Source organism: Bradyrhizobium macuxiense (genome assembly GCF_001542415.1).
In the GTDB taxonomy this organism is placed as follows: Bacteria; Pseudomonadota; Alphaproteobacteria; order Rhizobiales; family Xanthobacteraceae; genus Bradyrhizobium; species Bradyrhizobium macuxiense.
In genome coordinates this window covers 142,818-162,161 of record NZ_LNCU01000040.1, presented here as the reverse complement: position 1 = coordinate 162,161, position 19,344 = coordinate 142,818, and the positions used below count along the sequence as shown (strand labels likewise).

At 64.5% G+C, this 19,344-nt stretch carries 17 protein-coding genes; 5 read left to right on the top strand and 12 right to left on the bottom strand.

Annotation, left to right across the window (positions count from 1 at the left end; all coding sequences use genetic code 11):
* Positions 1-227: 227 nt before the first annotated feature.
* The 9 genes from alkB to AS156_RS13375 all read right to left on the bottom strand — a co-directional run bounded on the left by alkB (position 228) and on the right by AS156_RS13375 (position 8,508).
* A complete protein-coding gene (alkB, locus tag AS156_RS13415) occupies positions 228-899 on the bottom strand; it encodes a DNA oxidative demethylase AlkB (RefSeq protein WP_066504768.1) in 672 nt (223 codons plus the stop codon).
* A gap of 12 nt (positions 900-911) precedes the next feature.
* Positions 912-1,658 (bottom strand): 2OG-Fe(II) oxygenase, encoded by a 747-nt coding sequence (locus AS156_RS13410; protein WP_066504470.1) that lies wholly within the window; start codon positions 1,656-1,658, stop codon positions 912-914.
* Between the two features lie 158 nt (positions 1,659-1,816).
* The gene (locus AS156_RS13405; protein WP_066504468.1) at positions 1,817-2,503 is read right to left on the bottom strand and encodes a DUF2848 domain-containing protein; all 687 of its coding nucleotides are present in this window, start codon (positions 2,501-2,503) and stop codon (positions 1,817-1,819) included.
* Positions 2,496-3,845: an amidase gene (locus tag AS156_RS13400; protein WP_066504459.1), complete on the bottom strand. Its 1,350-nt coding sequence runs from the start codon at positions 3,843-3,845 to the stop codon at positions 2,496-2,498. The genes AS156_RS13405 and AS156_RS13400 overlap by 8 nt, the downstream gene beginning before the upstream one ends.
* A 91-nt stretch (positions 3,846-3,936) precedes the next feature.
* On the bottom strand, positions 3,937-4,656 hold the full coding sequence (locus tag AS156_RS13395; RefSeq protein WP_066504457.1) for an ABC transporter ATP-binding protein: 720 nt from the start codon (positions 4,654-4,656) through the stop codon (positions 3,937-3,939).
* Positions 4,646-5,389 carry an ABC transporter ATP-binding protein gene (locus AS156_RS13390; RefSeq protein WP_066504456.1) on the bottom strand — a complete coding sequence of 248 codons (744 nt, stop codon included), beginning with the start codon at positions 5,387-5,389 and terminating at the stop codon, positions 4,646-4,648. Before AS156_RS13390 ends, AS156_RS13395 begins: the two co-directional genes overlap by 11 nt.
* Positions 5,379-6,299, bottom strand: coding sequence for a branched-chain amino acid ABC transporter permease (locus tag AS156_RS13385; protein ID WP_066504454.1), 921 nt, complete (start codon positions 6,297-6,299; stop codon positions 5,379-5,381). The genes AS156_RS13390 and AS156_RS13385 overlap by 11 nt, the downstream gene beginning before the upstream one ends.
* The gene (locus AS156_RS13380; RefSeq protein WP_066504452.1) at positions 6,292-7,215 is read right to left on the bottom strand and encodes a branched-chain amino acid ABC transporter permease; all 924 of its coding nucleotides are present in this window, start codon (positions 7,213-7,215) and stop codon (positions 6,292-6,294) included. Before AS156_RS13380 ends, AS156_RS13385 begins: the two co-directional genes overlap by 8 nt.
* A 45-nt stretch (positions 7,216-7,260) precedes the next feature.
* Complete coding sequence (locus tag AS156_RS13375; RefSeq protein WP_066504450.1) at positions 7,261-8,508, bottom strand: ABC transporter substrate-binding protein; 1,248 nt, start codon at positions 8,506-8,508, stop codon at positions 7,261-7,263.
* A gap of 208 nt (positions 8,509-8,716) precedes the next feature.
* Here AS156_RS13375 and AS156_RS13370 point away from each other — a divergent pair, with 208 nt between their 5' ends.
* The 4 genes from AS156_RS13370 (at position 8,717) to AS156_RS13355 (ending at position 12,610) form a co-directional block, all read left to right on the top strand.
* On the top strand, positions 8,717-9,130 hold the full coding sequence (locus tag AS156_RS13370; RefSeq protein WP_066504448.1) for a Zn-ribbon domain-containing OB-fold protein: 414 nt from the start codon (positions 8,717-8,719) through the stop codon (positions 9,128-9,130).
* A gap of 4 nt (positions 9,131-9,134) precedes the next feature.
* Positions 9,135-10,274 carry a thiolase C-terminal domain-containing protein gene (locus tag AS156_RS13365; protein ID WP_066504446.1) on the top strand — a complete coding sequence of 380 codons (1,140 nt, stop codon included), beginning with the start codon at positions 9,135-9,137 and terminating at the stop codon, positions 10,272-10,274.
* Positions 10,275-10,425: 151 nt separating this feature from the next.
* Positions 10,426-11,340: an SDR family oxidoreductase gene (locus AS156_RS13360; RefSeq protein ID WP_066504444.1), complete on the top strand. Its 915-nt coding sequence runs from the start codon at positions 10,426-10,428 to the stop codon at positions 11,338-11,340.
* A 160-nt stretch (positions 11,341-11,500) separates the two neighbouring features.
* Positions 11,501-12,610 (top strand): SMP-30/gluconolactonase/LRE family protein, encoded by a 1,110-nt coding sequence (locus AS156_RS13355; protein WP_136626199.1) that lies wholly within the window; start codon positions 11,501-11,503, stop codon positions 12,608-12,610.
* Between the two features lie 108 nt (positions 12,611-12,718).
* Here the strand turns inward: AS156_RS13355 and ppc are convergent, their stop codons facing one another.
* From ppc to AS156_RS13340, 3 genes are all read right to left on the bottom strand, one after another.
* Positions 12,719-15,541, bottom strand: coding sequence for a phosphoenolpyruvate carboxylase (gene ppc / locus AS156_RS13350; protein ID WP_066504442.1), 2,823 nt, complete (start codon positions 15,539-15,541; stop codon positions 12,719-12,721).
* Positions 15,542-15,666: 125 nt separating this feature from the next.
* Entirely contained in the window at positions 15,667-17,214 is a 1,548-nt protein-coding gene (locus AS156_RS13345; protein WP_066504439.1) for an acyl-CoA synthetase, read from the bottom strand.
* Positions 17,215-17,353: 139 nt separating this feature from the next.
* Positions 17,354-18,166: a crotonase/enoyl-CoA hydratase family protein gene (locus AS156_RS13340; protein WP_066504437.1), complete on the bottom strand. Its 813-nt coding sequence runs from the start codon at positions 18,164-18,166 to the stop codon at positions 17,354-17,356.
* A 102-nt stretch (positions 18,167-18,268) separates the two neighbouring features.
* Between AS156_RS13340 and AS156_RS13335 the strand changes: the two genes are divergently transcribed.
* Positions 18,269-19,144, top strand: coding sequence for an SDR family oxidoreductase (locus AS156_RS13335; protein ID WP_066504434.1), 876 nt, complete (start codon positions 18,269-18,271; stop codon positions 19,142-19,144).
* Positions 19,145-19,344: the final 200 nt, after the last annotated feature.

The window sequence follows — 19,344 nt, the reverse complement described above, 5'->3', positions numbered from 1 at the left end:
ATGAGATTAGGCTGAGCTGCAGCGGCGGGGTGCTTCACCTCTCCCTTGGGAGAGGTCGGCGCGCAGCGCCGGGTGAGGGATTACGGTCTCTCGTTAGCACCGCGGCCCCTCACCCGATTTGCTGCGCACGACCTCTCCCCGGCGTGGAGAGGTGAACCGAACGAGCGGCCCAAACCGATCCGATCTGAATCCATCGCGCTTCAGCGCCGTGTGCGACAGCCGCCGGCTTAACGGCCGGCGGCACCTAGGCGCACCTTACGAAAGGTCAGGTTGATGCGCTGGCGGCCGAGCAGTCCGTGCTCGCCGTCGGCGAGCGGCGCAACGCCGTGGAAGGCCAGCCGCGACGGTCCGCCCCACACCACGACGTCGCCATGCTCCAGCCGGTAGCGGCGCGTCGGATCGCTGCGCTTGAGGCCGCCGAACAGGAAAATCGCCGGCAGCCCCAACGACACCGAGACGATCGGTGCGGCGAAATCCAGTTCGTCCTTGTCCTGATGCAGCGACAGTTTCGCACCGGGAACGTAGCGGTTGATCAGGCAGGCTTCAGACGCAAAACCATTGAAGCCGCCCGCGGCTGCGGCATCGGCGGCGAGCTTGCGCAGCACCGGCGGCATCGGAGGCCACGGCGTACCCGAATTCGGATCGATGCCGTCATAGCGATAGCCGCTGGGGTCGGAGACCCAGCCGAGGCTGCCGCTATTGGTCATCGCAACCGACATGCGATGGCCGCCCGGCGTGATCAGATGGCGGAACGGCGCCTGCCTGACGATCTCCCGCAATGCCGGCATCAACTCAGCCTCGAACGGCTTGGCAAAGCCGCGCAGCAATGCCGCGCCCTCCCCAATCGTCTCGCGCGGGGGCCGTGCGTCGCCAACAGTCTCGAACAGATCAGCGGTCACGCCTGTCCGCACTCACTTCGCATCGTGGAAGATCACACCAACGGTGTGGCGATGGCCGGAGCGGATCCGGCTGACGCCGTGGCGCAAATTAACCCGATAGGACCCGCGTGTCCCCTGCACCGGACGGTGATGCACGGCGAAGGCAACCGCGTCCCCTTGGGTGAGCGGCACCACTTCGGGCCGCGACTGCATCCGCGGCCGCTGCTCCGTCAGCACGAACTCGCCGCCGGTGAAATCGCGCCCCGGCTGCGACAGCAGGATCGCGACCTGGATCGGGAACACATGCTCGCCATAGAGATCCTGATGCAGGCAATTGTAGTCGCCCTCGCCATATTGCAGCAGCAGCGGCGTCGGCCGCGTCTGCCCAGCCTCGTGACAGCGCTTCAGGAACGCCTGATGCGATGCGGGGTATCTGATGTCGATCCCCATCGTCTGGTTCCAGCGATTGGCCGTGGCGGTCAGCCGCGCGTACAACCCCGGCCGCAGTTCCGCGATCAGATCGGGCAGCGGATAGGAGAAGTATTTGTACTCGCCGCGGCCAAAGCCATGGCGGCCCATCACGACCTTGCTGCGAAACAGGCCGTCATCCGGATAGAGCGAGGCGATGCCGTCGCACTCCTGCGGCGTCAGCAACCTCTCCAGGACGGCGCATCCCTGCCCGTCGAGATCGGCCGAGATCCGGCCCCAATCCAGTGCGTCGACGCGGGCGGGGATATCCGATGGTGCCGCGTGTGCGGCGGTCTTGGCTGTTGCTTTCATGAGGCCGAGTCTCGCTCATGATCACGGCCAGCGCCACCCGATTTCCGGCAATTTGACCGTCATTGCGAGCGAAGCGAAGCAATCCATCCTTCCACGTATGCGGAACGATGGATTGCTTCGTCGCTATCGCTCCTCGCAATGACGGCGCGCGGAACCGGCTAGCCCAGCACCGGCAGCGTGATCACGTCATAGCCGTGGCTGATCTTCCGCTTCAGCACGGGGTCTTCCATCTCGAACTCGAAGCGGCTCGCCGGGCGGATGCCGCCCTTCGCCGCAAAGGTGCCACCGAACATCGCGCAGCCGTCCGGCAATCCGCCTGCACCGAAGCCTCCGATGATCAGGGTTCTCACCGGCAGCATGTGGTCGAGCGTGCCTTCCTGGTAGAGCACGCGCTGGCCGCCGATCACGGCCCAGGAGCGCAGGATGAGCTGGTCCCAATGGCCGATCACGTCCTCGAGCTCCCAGAGCTCGGAGGCGATCGGCTTGTCGCACATCTGCTTCGAGACGGTGACGCTGTAGCTCTCGACCTTGCGGTCGGTGTGGTCGGAGCCGCAGCCGACAAAGGTGCGGCCCTGCCAGCCGATCAGCACGAACTCGACCTCGCCGCTGGACTCGGCGCCGCAAACCTCGATCGCGTCGGCGAAGGTGATCCGGCGTGCCGAGCAGCGGTAATAGATCGGCGTCGACGCAGGCCGCGCAATGCCGAGCGCCTCGAGCTCGGCGATATGCTTGTCGCGCGCCACGGGATCGCGGCCGGTCCAGCCGGCGATCACGGCCTGCCTGATCTCGAGCGTGAGCGGCGTCGCGGCGCCCTTGTCGTCGATGTTGAAGGTGAGATCAAACACGAATCACGCTCTCCATCCCGGCAGCAAGTTCGAAGATACGGCGATCCGAACCGCCTGAAGCGGCAAGCATCAGGCCGACCGGAGCCTCGCCTTCACGATGCGCCGGCAGCGAGATCGCACAGCCGTCAAGCGCGTTGATGAGCGAGGGGTTGCGCAGTGCGCGCAGGTTCTGGGTGGCAAACGCCTTGTCGTCGGCGAGATCGGCGATAACAGGCGGCAGGTTCGCCGTGGTCGGCAACACCAACGCATCATAGGGAGCGATGCGCTTCTCGGTGCGCGCGATGAACGACCGGCGCGCATTGATGAGATCGATGTAATCGGCCGCGAGAAAACCCTCGCCGCGCAGAATGCGCACCGACACGCGGGGATCGTAGATGTCGCCCTTGCTCGCGATCAGATAGCGGTGCCAGGCGTAGCTCTCGGCCGCGGCAAAGCCGCCATTGGCATTCATGACGCCGACGTCGAGCAGCTCGGGCACCTCGATCTGCTCGATCAGCGCACCGGCGCGCGACAATGAAGCGAGCGCACGCTCGAAGGTCTTGGCCACGCCATCGTCGAGATCATCGAGCACGACGGTGGTCGGCACCGCGAGCCGCATGCCCTTCACAGGGCGCGGGGTCAGCGGCTTGACCGGCTCGTCGGCAAGCACGGCATCGAGTGTCGCGCAGCAGGCAACCGAATTCGCCAGCGGCCCGTAGCTGTCGAGCGAGAACGACAGCGGCACGCCGCCGTCGAGCGGAATGCGGCGCTGGGTCGGCTTGTAACCGACGATGCCGTTGAAGGCGGCCGGGATCCGGCAGGAGCCGCCGGTGTCGGTGCCGAGCGCACCATAGGCCATCCCGTCGGCGATCGAGACCGCCGCACCCGACGACGAGCCGCCGGGCACGTGGCCGACGCTCCGGTTCCAGGCGCTCTTCGGCGTGCCGTAATGCGGATTGATGCCGATGCCGGAATAAGCGAACTCGGTCATGTTGGTGCGGCCGATCACGATGAAGCCGGCACGACGCAGCCGCGCCACCACCGGCGCATCGGCCTCCGCCGGCGCGGAATCGTCCAGCGCCCGCGAACCTGCCCGCGTCACCTGTCCCTTGATGTCGAACAGATCCTTGATCGAGACCGGGATACCGGCAAAGGGCGACGGCGCCGCGTGCGCCTTGCGCAGCCGGTCCATGGCGTCGGCGGCCTCAAGCGCGGCGTCCTTGTCGACGTGGATGAAGGTGCGCTGGCCCTCGCCTGCGGGATCGGCGATCCTGGCGATGCACTGCTCGACGAGCTTGCGGGCGGAGGTCTTGCCGCTGGCGAGATCGGCGGCAAGGGAGGCGAGTGTCGGATTGTTCGGCATGGCTCTCACTTCATGGCTGACATCTGATTGTCGCGCGAACCGGCGCCGATTTCCAGATGGCCCGCACCACCCCCGGTCCGGGCCGTCGGTATCACGTCAGCCCGAAATAGGCGCGGTGCAGCTCTTCATTGCCGCTCATCTCGGCAACCGTGCCGGAGAAACGGATGCGTCCGCCTTCCAGCACGAATACGCGGGTGGCGACATCGAGGAAACTGATATTTTGCTCGGCGATCAAGAGCGACAATCCCCGCCCCTGCAGGCTGGAGAGAGCACGGATCACCTCCTTGACGAACAGCGGCGACAGGCCGGCCGAGGGCTCGTCCATGACAAGCAGCTTCGGGTCGGCCGACAACGCCTTGGCGATGCCGAGCATCTTGCGCTGGCCACCGGACAGACTGGAGGCGGGATCGCGACGCTTGTCACGCAGCACCGGGAACAGGCCGTACAATTCGTCGACCCGCGCGCCCGGATTGGCATGTCCGAGCGCCTGCGCGCCGACGCGGATGTTCTCCTCGATCGACAGATCGGGGAACACCGCAAGCTCCGACATGTAGGTCATGCCGCGCTTCATGCGGTCCGACGAGCGCATCCGCGTGACGTCCTCGCCACCGAGCCTGATGTGCCCGTTACGGGTCTCGATCAGGCCGACCAGCGATTTCAGGAATGTGGTCTTGCCCGCGCCGTTGGCGCCAAGCAGCAACACTGTTTCACCGGCGCGGACGTCGAGATCGATGCCCCACAACACCTGCATGGTGCCATAGCCGGCATCGACGCCCTTGGCGTCCAGAAGCGACCCTGCATCAGTGGGCATGCTCGCCTCCCAAGAACACTTCGATCACCTGCGGCTCGTGGACTGCGGTGGCGAGCGTGCCTTCGAATATCTCCTTGCCCGCGTTGAGCACGATGACACGGTCGGTGATCTGCTCGATGAAGCCCATGAGATGCTCGACCACGATGATCGCCATCCCGGTCGCGGCCAGCGCCTTGATGCGTCCGGCGATCCAGTCGAGCTCGGCCGGATTGAGGCCGGCCGCGAGCTCGTCGAGCAGCAACAGCCGAGGGCGCGTGGCGAGCGCTCGGGTGAGATCCAGCATCTTCTGCTGCGCGCTGTTGAGGTCGGCGGCGGGTCGGTCGGCGACCTCCTTCAGCCTGTATTCCTCGAGCAGCTGCGCCATCGATGGCGGCGCCGCCGCAGCGTCGCCCGCAGCCTGGCCATAGGCCAGCGCCACCTGGATGTTCTGGCGCACGGTCAGCGACAGGAACGGCTTCGGCACCTGGAAGGTGCGGTTGATGCCGCGGTGAACCAGCTTGTGGGAGGCGGCGCCGCCGATGCTTGCGCCGTCGAACACGACCTCGCCGCCATCGGGCCCATAGAGGCCGGAGATCACGTTGATCGACGTCGTCTTGCCCGAGCCATTGGGGCCGACGAGACCCAGGATCTCGCCGGGCACGACGTGGAAGCTCAGCCCGTCGAGCGCGTAGAAGCCGCCGAACCGCTTGACCAGCTTCGAGACCTTGAGGATGGGTGATTTATCAGGGGACATGCCACCCCCTGCGCGTTGCCAGCGACACCAGCCCTGCGGGCAGGAACAGCACCAGGCCCATGATCAGCAGGCCATAGATCAACTGGAAATATTGCGGCGTGGTGAACCCGATCAGGTTGTAGATGCCATAGAGGATGAGCACGCCGACGATCGGTCCGGTGATGGTGGCAACGCCGCCGAACAGCGCGAACACGATCGCGAAGATGCTGAACTCGCTGGAGAACACGTTGTCCGGATAGAACACCGAGACGTACCAGGCGTAGATGCCGCCGGCGAGCCCGGCGACCAGCGCCGAGCCGAGCCAGGCGATCACCCGCATCTTCACGATGTTGACCCCGGCCATCGAGGCGGAGACCGAGTCTTCCCGCACGGCCTGCAGCGCAAGGCCGAACGGTGAGTTCTTCAGGTAGACGACGCCGCCAACGGTCAGCGCCAGCACGGCGATGGCCGCGTAGTAGGCGTTGGTCGGATTGAACGTGCCGGTGAGCGACACGCCGTAGGGTCCCTTGGTGATCCCTTCCAGCGCCGGGTTGGCGACGAAATGCAGCACGGCAAGCGAGGCCGCCAGATTGGCGATCGCAAAATACGCACCCGACAGCCGCAGCAACGGCGTCAGCAGCAGACCGAGCGCGACAGCGACGAGACCGCCAACCAGCACGGCCAGAAGCGCCGGCGTCTGCAGATGCATCACCATGACGGCAAAGCCATACGCGCCGGCGCCGAAGAAGCCGACATAGCCGAACGGCAGATAGCCGGTGAAGCCATAGATGATGTTCACGCCTTGCGCGAGGATCAGAAAGATCACGAAGTTGAACAACAGCAGATGGTTTTGATAGGCGCCGGGCAGCAGCGCGAACACGACAACCAGCGGCGCGAGGATGAACAGCAGATGTTTCGAAGCGTCACGCAACGCGCACCCGCCTTCCGAGCAGACCGCTCGGGCGCAACAAGAGAATCAGGATCAGCAGCACATAGGGCAGCAGGTCGGCCCAGGAACTGAGATAGGTCTGCACCAGCATATAGAAGACGCCGTAAACGATACCGCCGAGCGCAGTGCCGAGCGGATTGCCGAGCGAGCCCAGCACCACGATCGCGAACGACGTCACCGTCGCATCCGCGCCGAAGGCCGGAGTTACCGAGCCGAACATGAAGGGCGCGAACACGCCGGCGACAGCGGCGAGCCCGAGCCCGATGCCGAACGCCGCCGCCGACACGCGGTCGACGTCGATGCCCGTCGCCAGAGCCTCATCGCGCCGTGACATCACCGCGCGGGTCAGCGTGCCGAGCCGCGTGTGATAGAGATAGAGGTAGACGAGCGCGATCGCGACCAGACTCGTGGCGGCCGCGATCACCCAGGGCGCGGGAAAGCCCTGGCCGAGGATCTGGATCGGCCCTGCCCCACCGGCCTTGCCGCCGAACCACTTGACCTTGATGGTCGTGAACACGGTTCCGAGCAGCCGGCTCTGGATCGAGCGCTCGCTGGTGCCGGCGAAGATCGTGGTGACGGCTTCGATCACCTGCGACAGGCCGAAGAACAGGATGATCGACAGCATTTCCGGGTTGGTCGAGCCCTGCAGCCGCGGCACCAGCACCCAATAGAGCAGAAAACCTGCGAGCACGAAGACCACGAAGGCCAGCGGCACCGCGAACAGCGGATCGATGCCGGCAATGCCGACCACCCCGACCGCGATGAAGGCGCCGAGCATCAGCATATCGCCATGCGCAAGATTGACGATGCGCATGACGCCGAACACGAGATTGAGACCGATGCCGACAAGGCTGAAATACAGCCCGAACAGCACGCCGGCGACGAGCGCGTAGGTCATGCTAGCGCCCGCCCCCGATGGTCATTGTTGACGTCGATGACCGCATCACGGTGCCGGATAAACCGGCTTGCCGGTCGCCGTCTCGTGCGGGTAGATCGAGACGAACTTGATGTGGTCGTGCTCGTCGAGGATGAGCTGGCCGAGCGGCGTCAGTTCGCCGATCTGCCCGCCGGTCTCGTCCAGCTCGAAGGTGCCGTCGAGCGTCTTGAGCTTGCCGTTGAGCGAGAACACCGCGCGGCGCAGCTCCATCTGGTCGAGGCTGGTCGCCTCCGACAGCGTCTTCTCGATCACCAGCGCGGTGGTGTAGCCGGCCACCGCATTGAAGCCGAACTCCATCTTGCCGTCGCTGTACTTCTTCTCCCAGGCGGCGCGGAAATCCTTCATGTTCATCCCGAAATTGACGGGATAATTCAGCTCGGACGGCGGCACATAGGTCCAGACGTGCTCGAGTCCCTTGGCGCCGACATTCTTTTCGAGCAGCTCGGTCTCGAGGCCGGCATAGATCGCGAACAGCATCTTGAACTTGATGCCGACGTCCTGGACGTTGCGCAGGAAGGCGATGTCGTTCGGCGCGTAGCCGAAATGGATCACCGCATCCGGATTGGCATTGTTGATGTTGTTGATGATGACGTTGTAGTTCGTGGTCTCGGTCGGGACGCCCTGGTCATAGACGATCTCGATCGGCGCGCCCGAATCCTTGACGAACTTGCGGAAGGCGTTGGCTTGCGTTCCCGTGAACTCGTTGGTCGAGTACAGGATCGCGACCTTCTTGATGCCGAGGCCGGGACCGTCATGGCTGATGAAGTCAGCCACCGGCTTCGGCCAGACGGTCGACGCCGGGTCGGCCATCAGGGCGATATACGGATTGTCTTTCGAGAAGAAGCTCGCGCCGGTGCCGGTCTGATCGAACAGGAACATCTTGTGGTCGCGCGCGATCGCAACCGCCGGCGCCGTCAGCACCGATCCGGAATCCGCGACCAGGAGGTCGACCTTATCCTGCGTGATGAGCTGGTTATAGAGCGTCGCGGCGGTCGCCGTGTTGCTCTGGTCGTCATAGGAGACGAGCTTGATCGGGATCTTCTTGTCGAACGCCTTCACGAAGACGCCGCCCTCGGCGTTCTTCTGTTCGACCCAGAACTTCAGCGAGCTGTAGACCGGCATCGAGATCGAGGCAAAGCGCCCCGAAGACGCATACAGCGTGCCGATCTTGATCTCCGACGGCGCGTCCGCGGCCATGGCGTGTGTGGCAAACGCGAGGCTGGCAGCGAGTGCCGCGCCCGTCATCCTCAGCATGATATTTCCTCCCGGATGCTTGCTAACGGGGCCCTTCTACGCGCGGGATCGGAGGGACACAAGCAGGCTCGCCTTATCAATTGTGCGAGGGGCGGAATATGCGGCATGCACTTGGCACAGGGGCATGCGCGGAGCACGGATGGACCGTTGACGGGCCTTGGTCCAATGTCGCATCAAGATTGGAACGATTTCGGGAGGATTTTCAGAAATGGCCGAACCCGCACGCGCGAAACCAAAACCGACGCCGGAGACCCAGCATTTCTGGGACGGCACCAAGGCCGGCGAATTGCGCCTGCAGCGCTGCGATGCCTGCGCCAACGTTTACTTCCCGCCGCGGCCGTTCTGCCCCTCCTGCGCCTCGCGCAAGGTCTCCGTCTTCAAGGCTAGCGGCAAGGGCAAGCTCTATAGTTATGTCATCAACCATCGTCCCGCCGCGCCCGGCTTCACGCCGCCTTACGCGATTGCCGTCGTCGAGCTCGACGAAGGCCCACGCATGATGAGCAACATCATCGATTGCCCGCAGACGCCCGAGGCGCTCGAGCTCGACATGCCGCTCGAGGTCGCGTTCCAGCAGCTCGACGACAAGATCACCCTTCCCGTCTTCCGTCCGGCAAAGGGGTAATACGATGCGCAGGAACCAGGTTGCTGTCGTCGGTGCGGCTGAAACCACCGAACTCGGCGTCATCCCGAACATGTCGCAGATCCAGCTGCATGCGGACGCGGCACTGAACGCGATCGCAGATGCCGGGCTGAAACTGTCCGACATTGACGGCATTGCCACCGCAGTCGAAACGCCGCAACAGATCGCCCACTATCTCGGCATCACGCCGACCTGGGTCGACGGTACGTCGGTCGGCGGCTGTTCCTTCATGCTGCATGTCCGCCACGCCGCGGCGGCGATCGAGGCTGGCCTCTGCAAGACCGTGCTGATCACTCATGCCGAGAGCGGCAAGTCGATGATCGGCAAGCAGCCGCGCTTCACGCCGGCCGACAGTCTCAACGGACAGTTCGAAGCGCCATTCGGCGTCTACGGCCCGCCCAGCATGTTCCCGATTCCCGTTCTGCGCTTCATGAAGACCCACGGCATCACCCATGAGCAACTCGCCATGGTCGCCGTCGTGCAACGCGAGTGGGCGGCGAAGAACCCGCGCGCGACGATGAAGGACCCGATCACTGTCGCCGACGTTCTGAACTCGCGGATGATCGCCTATCCGTTCCGCCTCTTGCAGTGCTGCCTCGTCACCGACGGCGGCGGTGCGCTGATCCTCACTTCGGCCGATCGCGCCAAGGATTTCCCGAAGAAGCCGGTCTATATCCTCGGCACCGGCGAGAGCGTGGAAACCCCGATGGTCAGCCAGATGAAGACGTTCGATTCGTCGCGCGCCTTCAAGGTTGCAGGCCCCCTGGCGTTCAAGGAGGCCGGCATCACGCACAAGGACGTCGACCATCTGATGATCTACGACGCCTTCGCGCATCTGCCGCTTTACGGCCTCGGCGATCTCGGCTTCATGCCGCATGAGGAGACCGGCAAGTTCATCGCCGACGGCAACACCCGCCCTGGCGGCAAGCTGCCGCTCAACACCAATGGCGGCGGCCTGAGCTACATGCACTCCGGCATGTACGGCATGTACGCGCTGCAGGAAAGCGTGCGGCAGATGCGCGGCATCGCGCCGGCGCAGGTGCCGAATGCCAAGATCTCGGTCTGCCACGGCGTCGGCGGCATGTTCGCAGCGTCAGGCACGATCATCTTTACGAACGAACGGTAGCAATGGCTGGCGCGAGCGCAGCACTCAATCCGTCATTGCCGGGCTTGACCCGGCAATCCATCTTCTGAAGAACGATGGATGCGCGGGTCAAGCCCGCGCATGATGAGTGGGTCCTGCATCGGCCTGCGAATACGGATACAAGGAGAACCACATGGCAAAATCACTGCAGGACAAGGTCATTATCGTCACCGGCGCGGGTCGCGGTATTGGTCGCGAGATCGCGCTGCTCTGCGCGGCTGAGGGCGCCAAGGTCGTCGTCAACGATCCCGGCGGCGCTGCCGACGGCGGCGGCTCGAGCGCGGCGCCCGCCGAAGAGGTAGTCGCGGAGATCAAGAAGCGCGGCGGCACTGCGGTCGCGAACTTCGAGTCGGTGGCGGAAGCAATTCCGGCCAGCAAGATCGTGAAGACCGCGACCGATCATTTCGGCCGGCTCGACGGCGTCGTCAACAACGCCGGCATCCTGCGCGACATGATCTTCCACAAGATGAGCGTGGAAGCCTTCGAGGCCGTCATCAAGGTGCATCTGATGGGCTCGTTCTACGTCTCCCACGCTGCGGCGCGCATCTATCGCGAGCAGGAGAGCGGCTCGTTCGTGCACTTCACCTCGACCTCGGGCCTGATCGGCAATTACGGCCAGGCCAACTATGCCGCCGCCAAGCTCGGCATCGTTGGCCTGTCGAAGTCGATCGCGCTCGACATGGGCCGCTTCAATGTGCGCTCGAACTGCGTGTCGCCGTTCGCCTGGACCCGCATGATCGGCACCATCCCGACCGAGACCGACGCCGAGAAGGCGCGCGTCGAGAAGATCAAGCAGATGGGACCGGAGAAGATCGCGCCGGTCTGCGCCTATCTGCTGTCGGACGCCGCCAAGGACGTCACCGGCCAGATCTTCGGCGTGCGCATGAACGAGATATTCCTGTTCGGCCAGCATCGTCCGGTGCGCTCGGTGCATCGCGGCGAAGGCTGGACGCCGGAGACGATTGCGGAACACGGCATGCCGGCACTGAAGGGATCGTTCTCTAAGCTCGACCGCTCGGCCGACATCTTCACCTGGGATCCGATCTGACAGTTTTATGAAAAAGTCGCCTCGGCGAACGGCGCGCGCAATCGCGCACGAGGCCGGGGCGACACACTCTTTGGTTGTTTCTTTATAGCGTGCCCGCATTGTGCCCGAATTGCGGGCGCATGATCGTCCTCCCCATAACAAAAAACCTGGGAGGACTTTCGTGACAAATCCAAGCAACAACGTGAAACACGCAGGCGACGGCGCGAAGGCGTTCGACCGTCGGACAATTTTGCGCGGCGCAACCGCGCTTGCTGCAACTGCGATGGCGTCAGATGCCGTCGCGCGCGACTACGGCCGCAATGCGGAACCGCAGCGCTATCCCGACCCAGATATCGTCGTGATCGACGACAAGCGCTTCAAGGCCAAGGTCGGCAACACCGCGATCAAGCGGCTTTACACCGGATGTCTGTGGGCGGAAGGGCCGGCCTGGAATGCGCAGGGCCAATATCTCGTGTGGAGTGACATCCCGGCCAACCGGCAGTTGCGCTATCTCGACGATGACGGCCACATTTCCGAGCAGTTCCACAAGCCATCGAACGAGGCCAACGGCTCGACATTCGATTTCGAGGGCCGGCAGATCACCGCCGAGCGCACGCGGCTGGTCCGCTACGAACACGACGGGACCATCACATCACTGGCAGAGCAGGCCAACGGCAAGCAGCTCAATGGGCCGAACGACATGGTCGTGCATCCCAACGACAAGTCGATCTGGTTCACCGATCCCGGCTACGGCGCGCTTTCGGGGTATGAAGGGCAGCACGTCAACACCGGTTCGCTCCAGCCCTACCAGAAGGAAGCGGTCTACCGGATCGACGCCTCGACCGGACAGATCAGCAAGGTCGCCGACGAGCCGTTCAAGCCCAACGGCATCGCCTTCAGCCACGATTACAAGAAGGTCTATGTCTGCGACACCGGCATCACGCATTATCCGAACGCGAAGAACATTGTCTGGCAGTACGACCTGAACGGCGACAAGCTCTCGAACCCACGCACGCTGATCGACATGACGCTCGACGGCAAGTCGGGCTTCCCGGACGGCATGCGCGTCGACGTCGACGGCAATATCTGGGTCGGTGCCGGCTGGGTCGGACCGGGTTATGACGGCGTGCAGATATTCGCGCCCGACGGTCAGCGTATCGGCCAGATCCTGCTGCCGGAGACCTGCGCCAACCTCACCTTCGGCGGCAAGAAGCGCAACCGCCTGTTCATGACCGCGAGCCAGTCGTTGTATGCGGTCTATGTTGAGACCAGAGGCGCGCATAATTGCTGAGGGACTCGTCTTCCGTCGTCATTGCGAGGAGCGAAGCGACGAAGCAATCCATCTCACCGCTTGTGGCCCAATGGATTGCTTCGCTGCGCTCGCAATGACGGCGCACTCTCAGCCGCTGTTCCTCAGCCCCGCCGAGATCCCGTTGATCGTGATCTGGATCCCGCGCAGCACCTGCTCGTCCGGGTTCTGCGCGCGATGTTCCTTCAATAGCTCCACCTGCACATGGTTGAGCGGGTCGAGATAGGGGAAGCGATTGCGGATGCCGCGCTCCAGCAGCGGGTTGCCCTGCAACAGCCGGTCATGGCCCATGATGTCGAGCAGCGTCTCGATCGAGAGATGCCATTCCCTGCGGATCTGGCCGAATATCCTCTCGCGCAAGTTGACGTCGGAGACGAGCTCGGCATAGCGCGAAGCGATCGCGATCGAGCTCTTCGCCAGCACCATGTCCATGTTTGACAGCAGCGTGCGGAAGAACGGCCATTCCTTGTAGAGCTCCTGCAAGAACGGCATGCCCTGCTCCGGATGCTCGGCGATCCAGCGCTCGACCGCGCTGCCGAACCCGTACCAGCCCGGCAGCATCAGCCGGCACTGCGCCCAGGAGAACACCCAGGGAATGGCGCGAAGGTCCTCGATCTCGCGGGTCTTCTTGCGCGACGCTGGGCGGCTGCCGATGTTCAGCGTCGCGATCTCGTTGATGACAGTCGAGCCCCAGAAATAATCGGCGAAGCCTTCGGTCTCGTAGACGAGGCCGCGATAGGCCTTGAAGGCGAGCGCCGAGATCTGCTCCATCGCCTGCAGATATTCCGGGCGCGGCGCGCTCCGCCGCGGCTGCAGCAGGCTGGTCTCGAGCGTCGCCGCGGCGAGGATCTCGAGATTGCTGCGGCCGACCTCGGCATTGGAATATTTCGAGGAGATGATCTCGCCCTGCTCGGTGATGCGGATCTGGCCGTTCACCGCGCCGCCGGGCTGGGCGATGATCGCATCATAGCTCGGGCCGCCGCCGCGTCCGACCGAACCGCCGCGGCCGTGGAACAGCCGCAGGCGCACGCCGTGCCGCTCGAACACCTCGACGAGGCCGATCTCGGCCTTGTAGAGCTCCCAGCCCGAGGTGACGAAGCCGCCATCCTTGTTGCTGTCGGAATAGCCGAGCATGACCTCCTGCACGCTGCCGAGACTGTCGACCAGCTTGCGGTAATCGTGCAGCGCCAGCATGCGGTCCATGATGCCGCTGGACGCCTGCAGATCCTCGATCGTCTCGAACAGCGGCACGATGTTGACGGCGCTGCGGCCGGACGGATTGACCAGCCCGACCTCCTTCAGCAGCACCGCGACTTCGAGCATGTCGGACATGCCCGTGCACATCGAGATGATACATTGGGAGATCACCTCGGGCCCGAATTTGGCATGTGCCTCGGCCGCCGCACGGAACACGGCGAGCTCGCTCTGGGTCTCCTCCGAATATTTAACGAAGGGCGAGGCGAGCGGCCGAGCGTTGCGCAACTCGTTTAGCAGCAAGCTGACGCGCGCGTCCTCGTTGAGCGCCAGATAGGACATGCCAGGATTGGCAGTATCGAGCAGCTCGGCAATGGTGCGCTCGTGCACCGCCGAATTCTGCCGGATGTCGAGCCGCGCGAGATGGAAGCCGAAGCAATCCACCGCGCGCCGCAGCAGCCGCAGCCGGCCGCGGGCTATCACGCCCGAATTACTGGCAATCAACGAGCGGTCCAGCACGTCAAGATCAGTTTGGAATTCCCTGACGCTCGCATAAGGCTCAGCCTTGCCGACCGGCGGCCGCGTGGTTTCGACCTCGAGTCGTGCGGCGGTTGCCGCGAGCCGCGCATAGATGCCCGACACCGCGAGGCGATAAGGCTCGCCGCTTCGGTGCGGCGAGGTGTCGGGCGAGCGTTCGGCAAGCATCCGCAGTTCGTCCGAGATATCGGCAAGATGCGCGGCCAGCGACAGCTCAGCGCCGAGCGCGTGCAGCTCCTCGAGATAGAAGCTGAGCACGCAGCTCGACTGCAGCCGCAGCGTGCCGCGCATCACCTCGGCCGTGACGAACGGATTGCCGTCGCGGTCGCCGCCGATCCAGCTTCCCATCTTGAGGAAGGAGGCGAGATCACCGGCCTCGCCCCCCTCCTTGTTCAGCCGGTCCTCGAGCGCGCAATGCAGCCGCGGGACTTCCTGGAGGAAGGTGTAGTCATAGAACGACAGGCCGTTGGCGACCTCGTCGAGCACGGTCAGCTTGGTCCGCCGCAACAGATTGGTCTGCCACAACGTCACCACCGCGCGGCGGAGCTGCTCGTCGGCGGCCTCGCTCTCATCAGGGGTCATCTTCAGCCGCTCGCGGCGGTCGAGCAGGTCCGCGACCTCCATCTCGCGGTCCATCGTGCTCTTGCGGCGGACCTCGGTCGGGTGAGCGGTCAGCACCGGGCTGACCAGCGCGCCCTTGAAGAAGCTGCGGAGGTCAGCCGGGGCGATGCCGGCGTCACGGGCATGGAGCAGCGTCTGCTCCAGCGTGCTCGTACGCGGCGCCCCGCCCGGGCCGCCGCTGCGCATCTGGCGGATGTTGTTCTGGTCCTCGGCGATGTTGGCGAGATGGGAGAAGTAGCTGAAGGCGCGGACGATCCGCAGCGTCTCGGCAATCGACATGCCGTCGAGGATGGCTTCGAGATCCCGCCGGGCCACCTTGTCCTCGTCGCGGTGGAACCGGACCGAAGTCTGGCGGATGCGCTCGACCAGGTCGAAGACCTCAGCCCCCTCCTGGTCCCGCACGGTATCGCCGAGGACGCGGCCCAGCAGCCGGATGTCGTTCCGGAGCTGCGTGTCCGCCTCCTGCGCCGCATTATCCAGGACGCTCGTTTCCTCGGCGCGTTTGGCGCCGATATCGGCCTCGGAACGCACGGTCTGGGGAGGCAAGACCTGGGAAGACATGGCTGGCTACTCCAGAAGCTGCCCGGCGATGCCCTGGAGTGTGCAAGTTTTTTGCCGCAGCGCAAGATGAACTTGCGCGGTGCACACTGTGCCTCCCCGATGCTGCCCTACCCTCCGGGGGCCGCCTAGATCCTCCTCCCCGCCCGCTCCCAATACGGGTCGCGCAGGCGGCGCTTGAAGATCTTGCCGGAATCCTCGCGCGGCAGATTGGTCTGGATCTCGACGTGCTTGGGCACCTTGTAGTCGGCAAGCGAGGCCTTGAGCTGGGTGCGGATCGCCGCCGTGTCGAGCGCCACGCCCGGTTGCGGCTCGATCACCGCCATCAGCGCCTCGCCGAACTCCGCATCGGGGATGCCGAACACCGCGCAATCGTGCACGCCGGGGACCGCGTGCAGCACTGCCTCGATCTCCGCCGGATAGATGTTGACGCCGCCCGAGATCACCATGTCGCGCTTGCGGTCGCAGATGAAGACGTAGCCGTCCTCATCGATATAACCGACGTCGCCCGAGGTGATGAATCCTTCGCGGTCGATCTCGGTCCGCTTCTCGGGCTTGTTGTGATAGGTGAAGTCGGGGTTGCCCGCGATCCGCGAATAGATCTCGCCGATCTGGCCCTGCGGCACCTCCTTGCCGTCGTCGCCGACGAAACGCAGCTCGGCGCCGGGCGAGATCTTGCCGACCGTGCCGGGCTTCTTCAGCGCATCCTCGGAATTGGCGAAGGTGACCGCGCCCGACTCGGTCGAGCCGTAGAATTCGTAGATCACCGGGCCCCACCACTCGATCATCGCGCGCTTGACGTCGGCCGGACACGGCGCGGCGGCGTGGATGATATGACGCAGCGACGACACGTCGTACTTCCCGCGTACCTCGTCCGGCAGCTTCATCAGACGGATGAACATGGTCGGCACCATGAAGATGGTGTCGATCTTCTCGCGCTCGATCAGCGCCAGGAATTCCTCCGCGTCGAACCGCGGCATCAGCACCAGCACGCCGCCAAGCCGCCCCGAGCGCAGCCCGAAGGAATTCGGCGCGGAATGGTACAGCGGCCCCGGCAGAATCGCTCGCGCTCCCGGCTTCAATCCGTAGATCATCGCCCGCATGGCTTCGGCGTTGGCGGTCTGCGCCGGCGTCGGCGCGAAGCGGCGCACGCCCTTGGGATGACCCGTGGTGCCCGAGGTGTAGATCATGTTCTGCGGCTGCGGAACCGCCGGCCCCTCGTAGCGAGAATGCTCCGTCAGCCAGGTCTCGAAATCGATCGCGAAGTCCGGCGTGGCGAGGTGATCGGGATTGATCTTGTAGTTAGCCAGGATCTCCGGCGGCGTCGGCACGCTGAGCACGGTGACGCCAGGCGGAATGGCGCCGCGTAGCGCGTGCAGCATGTCGGCATGGGCGATCAGGACGCGCGTGCCGGAATCGGTCAGCACGTAGTTGATCTCCTCCGGCTTGAAGTGCCAGTTGATCGGCACGCCATAGGCGCCGAGCCGCATCGCGGCATAGGCGGCCTCGATGAAGGCGATGTCGTTGCGCATCAGCATGCAGACACTGTCGCCCGGCTTGACGCCAAGCTTGTGCAAGCCGCTCGCGATGCGGTCGGCACGCTCGGCGACCGCATCATGATCGCGCTTGCGGTCGCCGCTGACGATGCCGCGGAAGAGTTGGGACGTTTCGCTCATTTTTCTTTTGTTCTTCGTTATTCGTTAGCGACCCTGGTTGTTTTCGTCATCACCGGGCTTGTCCCGGTGATCCACGTCTTCATCGCCGCAAGAAAGACGTGGATGGCCGGGACAAGCCCGGCCATCCGGGCGACGACAGTTACCCAACGTCCGCAAACCTTGGCGCACGCTTCTCCAGATTGGCGCGCACGGACTCGGTCTGGTTCGGACTGCCCAGCAGCTTCTGCTGCTCGACGGATTCCGCAAGCAGCGCTGAGGCCGGATCGACGGAGAGATTGTTCAGCATTCGCTTCGCCGCGCGGATCGCATCCGGGCTCTTGCCGGCGATCTCGCGTGCAACTTCGAGCGCTGCGGCGCGGGGATCGTCGCAGATGCGGGTGGCGAGGCCGTAGCTCTGGGCTTCCTGCGCCGAGAAGATCCGACCGGTATAGGTGAGCTCACGCAGGATATCGTCGCGCACCAGGCTCGCGAGGATCGGTGTCCCCGCCATGTCGGGTACCAAGCCCCATTTGATTTCCATGATCGACATCCGCGCATCGGGCGAGAGGAAGCGCATGTCGGCGCCGAGCGCGAGCTGGAAGCCGCCGCCGAACGCGACGCCGTGGACCGCGGCGATGACCGGCACCGGAAGCTGGCGCCAGCCCCAGACTGCCTGCTGCGGGAAATTGGCCTTGCCATGGGTGCGTACGCTGAGGTCACGCTTCTCGCCGCCCGGCACCCCGTTACCGCCATCCTTCATGGCGGCGAACCGGCCCATGTCGAGGCCGGCGCAGAACGCCCTGCCCTCGCCTGACAGCACGACCACCCGGAGGCCTTTTTCCTTGGAAAGACGGTCGGTTGCGGCCACCAGCGCCTCGAACATCGCGGCATCGAGCGCGTTCATCTTGTCCGCCCGCACTAGGCGCACGTCGGCGATACCGTCCGAAATCGATATCGAAACGCGATCTTCCATTGAAATCTCCTCCGCTTTTCCTCGTTGGCGCTTTACAGAAAGGCTGCGGTCCGGTTTTAGTCAATCGACCAATTAACTGACAACCCCCCGTGGGAGGAAACGATGTTCACTAATCAGCTTCTCGCCGGGCGGCGCATCCTCGTGACCGGTGGCGGCACCGGCCTCGGCAAGTCCATGGCCTCCCGGTTCCTGCAGCTCGGGGCCGAGGTCCACATCTGCGGACGCCGCAAGAGCGTCTGCGACGAGACGGCCACCGAGCTGATGGGCGAATATGGCGGACGCGTCGTCAGCCACGGCGTCGACATCCGCAGCGCGCAGGCCGTCGACGACATGATCGAGGCGATCTGGACCACCAGCGGTCCCCTCACCGACCTCATCAACAACGCCGCCGGCAATTTCATCTCGCGCTCGGAGGAGCTGTCGCCGCGCGGCTTCGACGCGGTCGCCAACATCGTGATGCACGGCACGTTCTACGTGACGCATGCGGTCGGCCGCCGCTGGATCGCGGGCAAGCATCGCGGCAACGTGGTATCGATCACCGTGACCTGGGTGCGCAACGGCTCGCCCTATGTGGTGCCGTCGGCGATGAGCAAGTCGGCGATCCACGCCATGACGATGTCGCTTGCGATCGAATGGGGCAAACACGGCATCCGCCTCAACACCATCGCACCGGGCGAAATCCCGACCGAGGGCATGAGCAAGCGCATCAAGCCGGGCGACGAGGCCGGCGCGCGGACCAAGGCGATGAACCCGATGGGCCGCGTCGGCACCATGGAGGAATTGCAGAACCTCGCGGTGTTCCTGATCTCCGGCGGCTGCGACTGGATCAACGGCGAGACCATCGCGATGGACGGCGCGCAGGCGCTCGCGATGGGCGGCAACTTCTATCAGCTGCGCGACTGGAGTGACGACGACTGGACCAAGGCGCGCGAGTCGATCAAGGCGCAGAACGAGAAGGATCGCGCGGCGCGGGGCTAAGGCAACAGCTCGCGCCCCGATCACCGCTGTCGTCCCTGCGAAAGCAGGGACCCATAACCACGCCTCGAAAACATCGAGCACGCTGGGGCCACAGCGTGCTCGACAACTCGACCTCGTGGTTATGGGTCCCGGGTCGCGCTTCGCTTGCCCGGGACGACGGTGTGGATGGATCGTACTCAACACCCCGTATTGTTTTTCGC

What these genes read in the sequence shown, in the direction of transcription:
- AS156_RS13390 (WP_066504456.1), bottom strand. Translation starts at nt 5,389, where the DNA reads ATGTCCCCTGATAAATCACCCATCCTCAAGGTCTCGAAGCTGGTCAAG.
- AS156_RS13380 (WP_066504452.1), bottom strand. Translation starts at nt 7,215, where the DNA reads ATGACCTACGCGCTCGTCGCCGGCGTGCTGTTCGGGCTGTATTTCAGC.
- AS156_RS13365 (WP_066504446.1), top strand. Translation starts at nt 9,135, where the DNA reads ATGCGCAGGAACCAGGTTGCTGTCGTCGGTGCGGCTGAAACCACCGAA.
- AS156_RS13360 (WP_066504444.1), top strand. Translation starts at nt 10,426, where the DNA reads ATGGCAAAATCACTGCAGGACAAGGTCATTATCGTCACCGGCGCGGGT.
- AS156_RS13370 (WP_066504448.1), top strand. Translation starts at nt 8,717, where the DNA reads ATGGCCGAACCCGCACGCGCGAAACCAAAACCGACGCCGGAGACCCAG.
- AS156_RS13335 (WP_066504434.1), top strand. Translation starts at nt 18,269, where the DNA reads ATGTTCACTAATCAGCTTCTCGCCGGGCGGCGCATCCTCGTGACCGGT.
- AS156_RS13410 (WP_066504470.1), bottom strand. Translation starts at nt 1,658, where the DNA reads ATGAAAGCAACAGCCAAGACCGCCGCACACGCGGCACCATCGGATATC.
- AS156_RS13375 (WP_066504450.1), bottom strand. Translation starts at nt 8,508, where the DNA reads ATGCTGAGGATGACGGGCGCGGCACTCGCTGCCAGCCTCGCGTTTGCC.
- AS156_RS13400 (WP_066504459.1), bottom strand. Translation starts at nt 3,845, where the DNA reads ATGCCGAACAATCCGACACTCGCCTCCCTTGCCGCCGATCTCGCCAGC.
- AS156_RS13345 (WP_066504439.1), bottom strand. Translation starts at nt 17,214, where the DNA reads ATGAGCGAAACGTCCCAACTCTTCCGCGGCATCGTCAGCGGCGACCGC.
- AS156_RS13395 (WP_066504457.1), bottom strand. Translation starts at nt 4,656, where the DNA reads ATGCCCACTGATGCAGGGTCGCTTCTGGACGCCAAGGGCGTCGATGCC.
- ppc (WP_066504442.1), bottom strand. Translation starts at nt 15,541, where the DNA reads ATGTCTTCCCAGGTCTTGCCTCCCCAGACCGTGCGTTCCGAGGCCGAT.
- AS156_RS13340 (WP_066504437.1), bottom strand. Translation starts at nt 18,166, where the DNA reads ATGGAAGATCGCGTTTCGATATCGATTTCGGACGGTATCGCCGACGTG.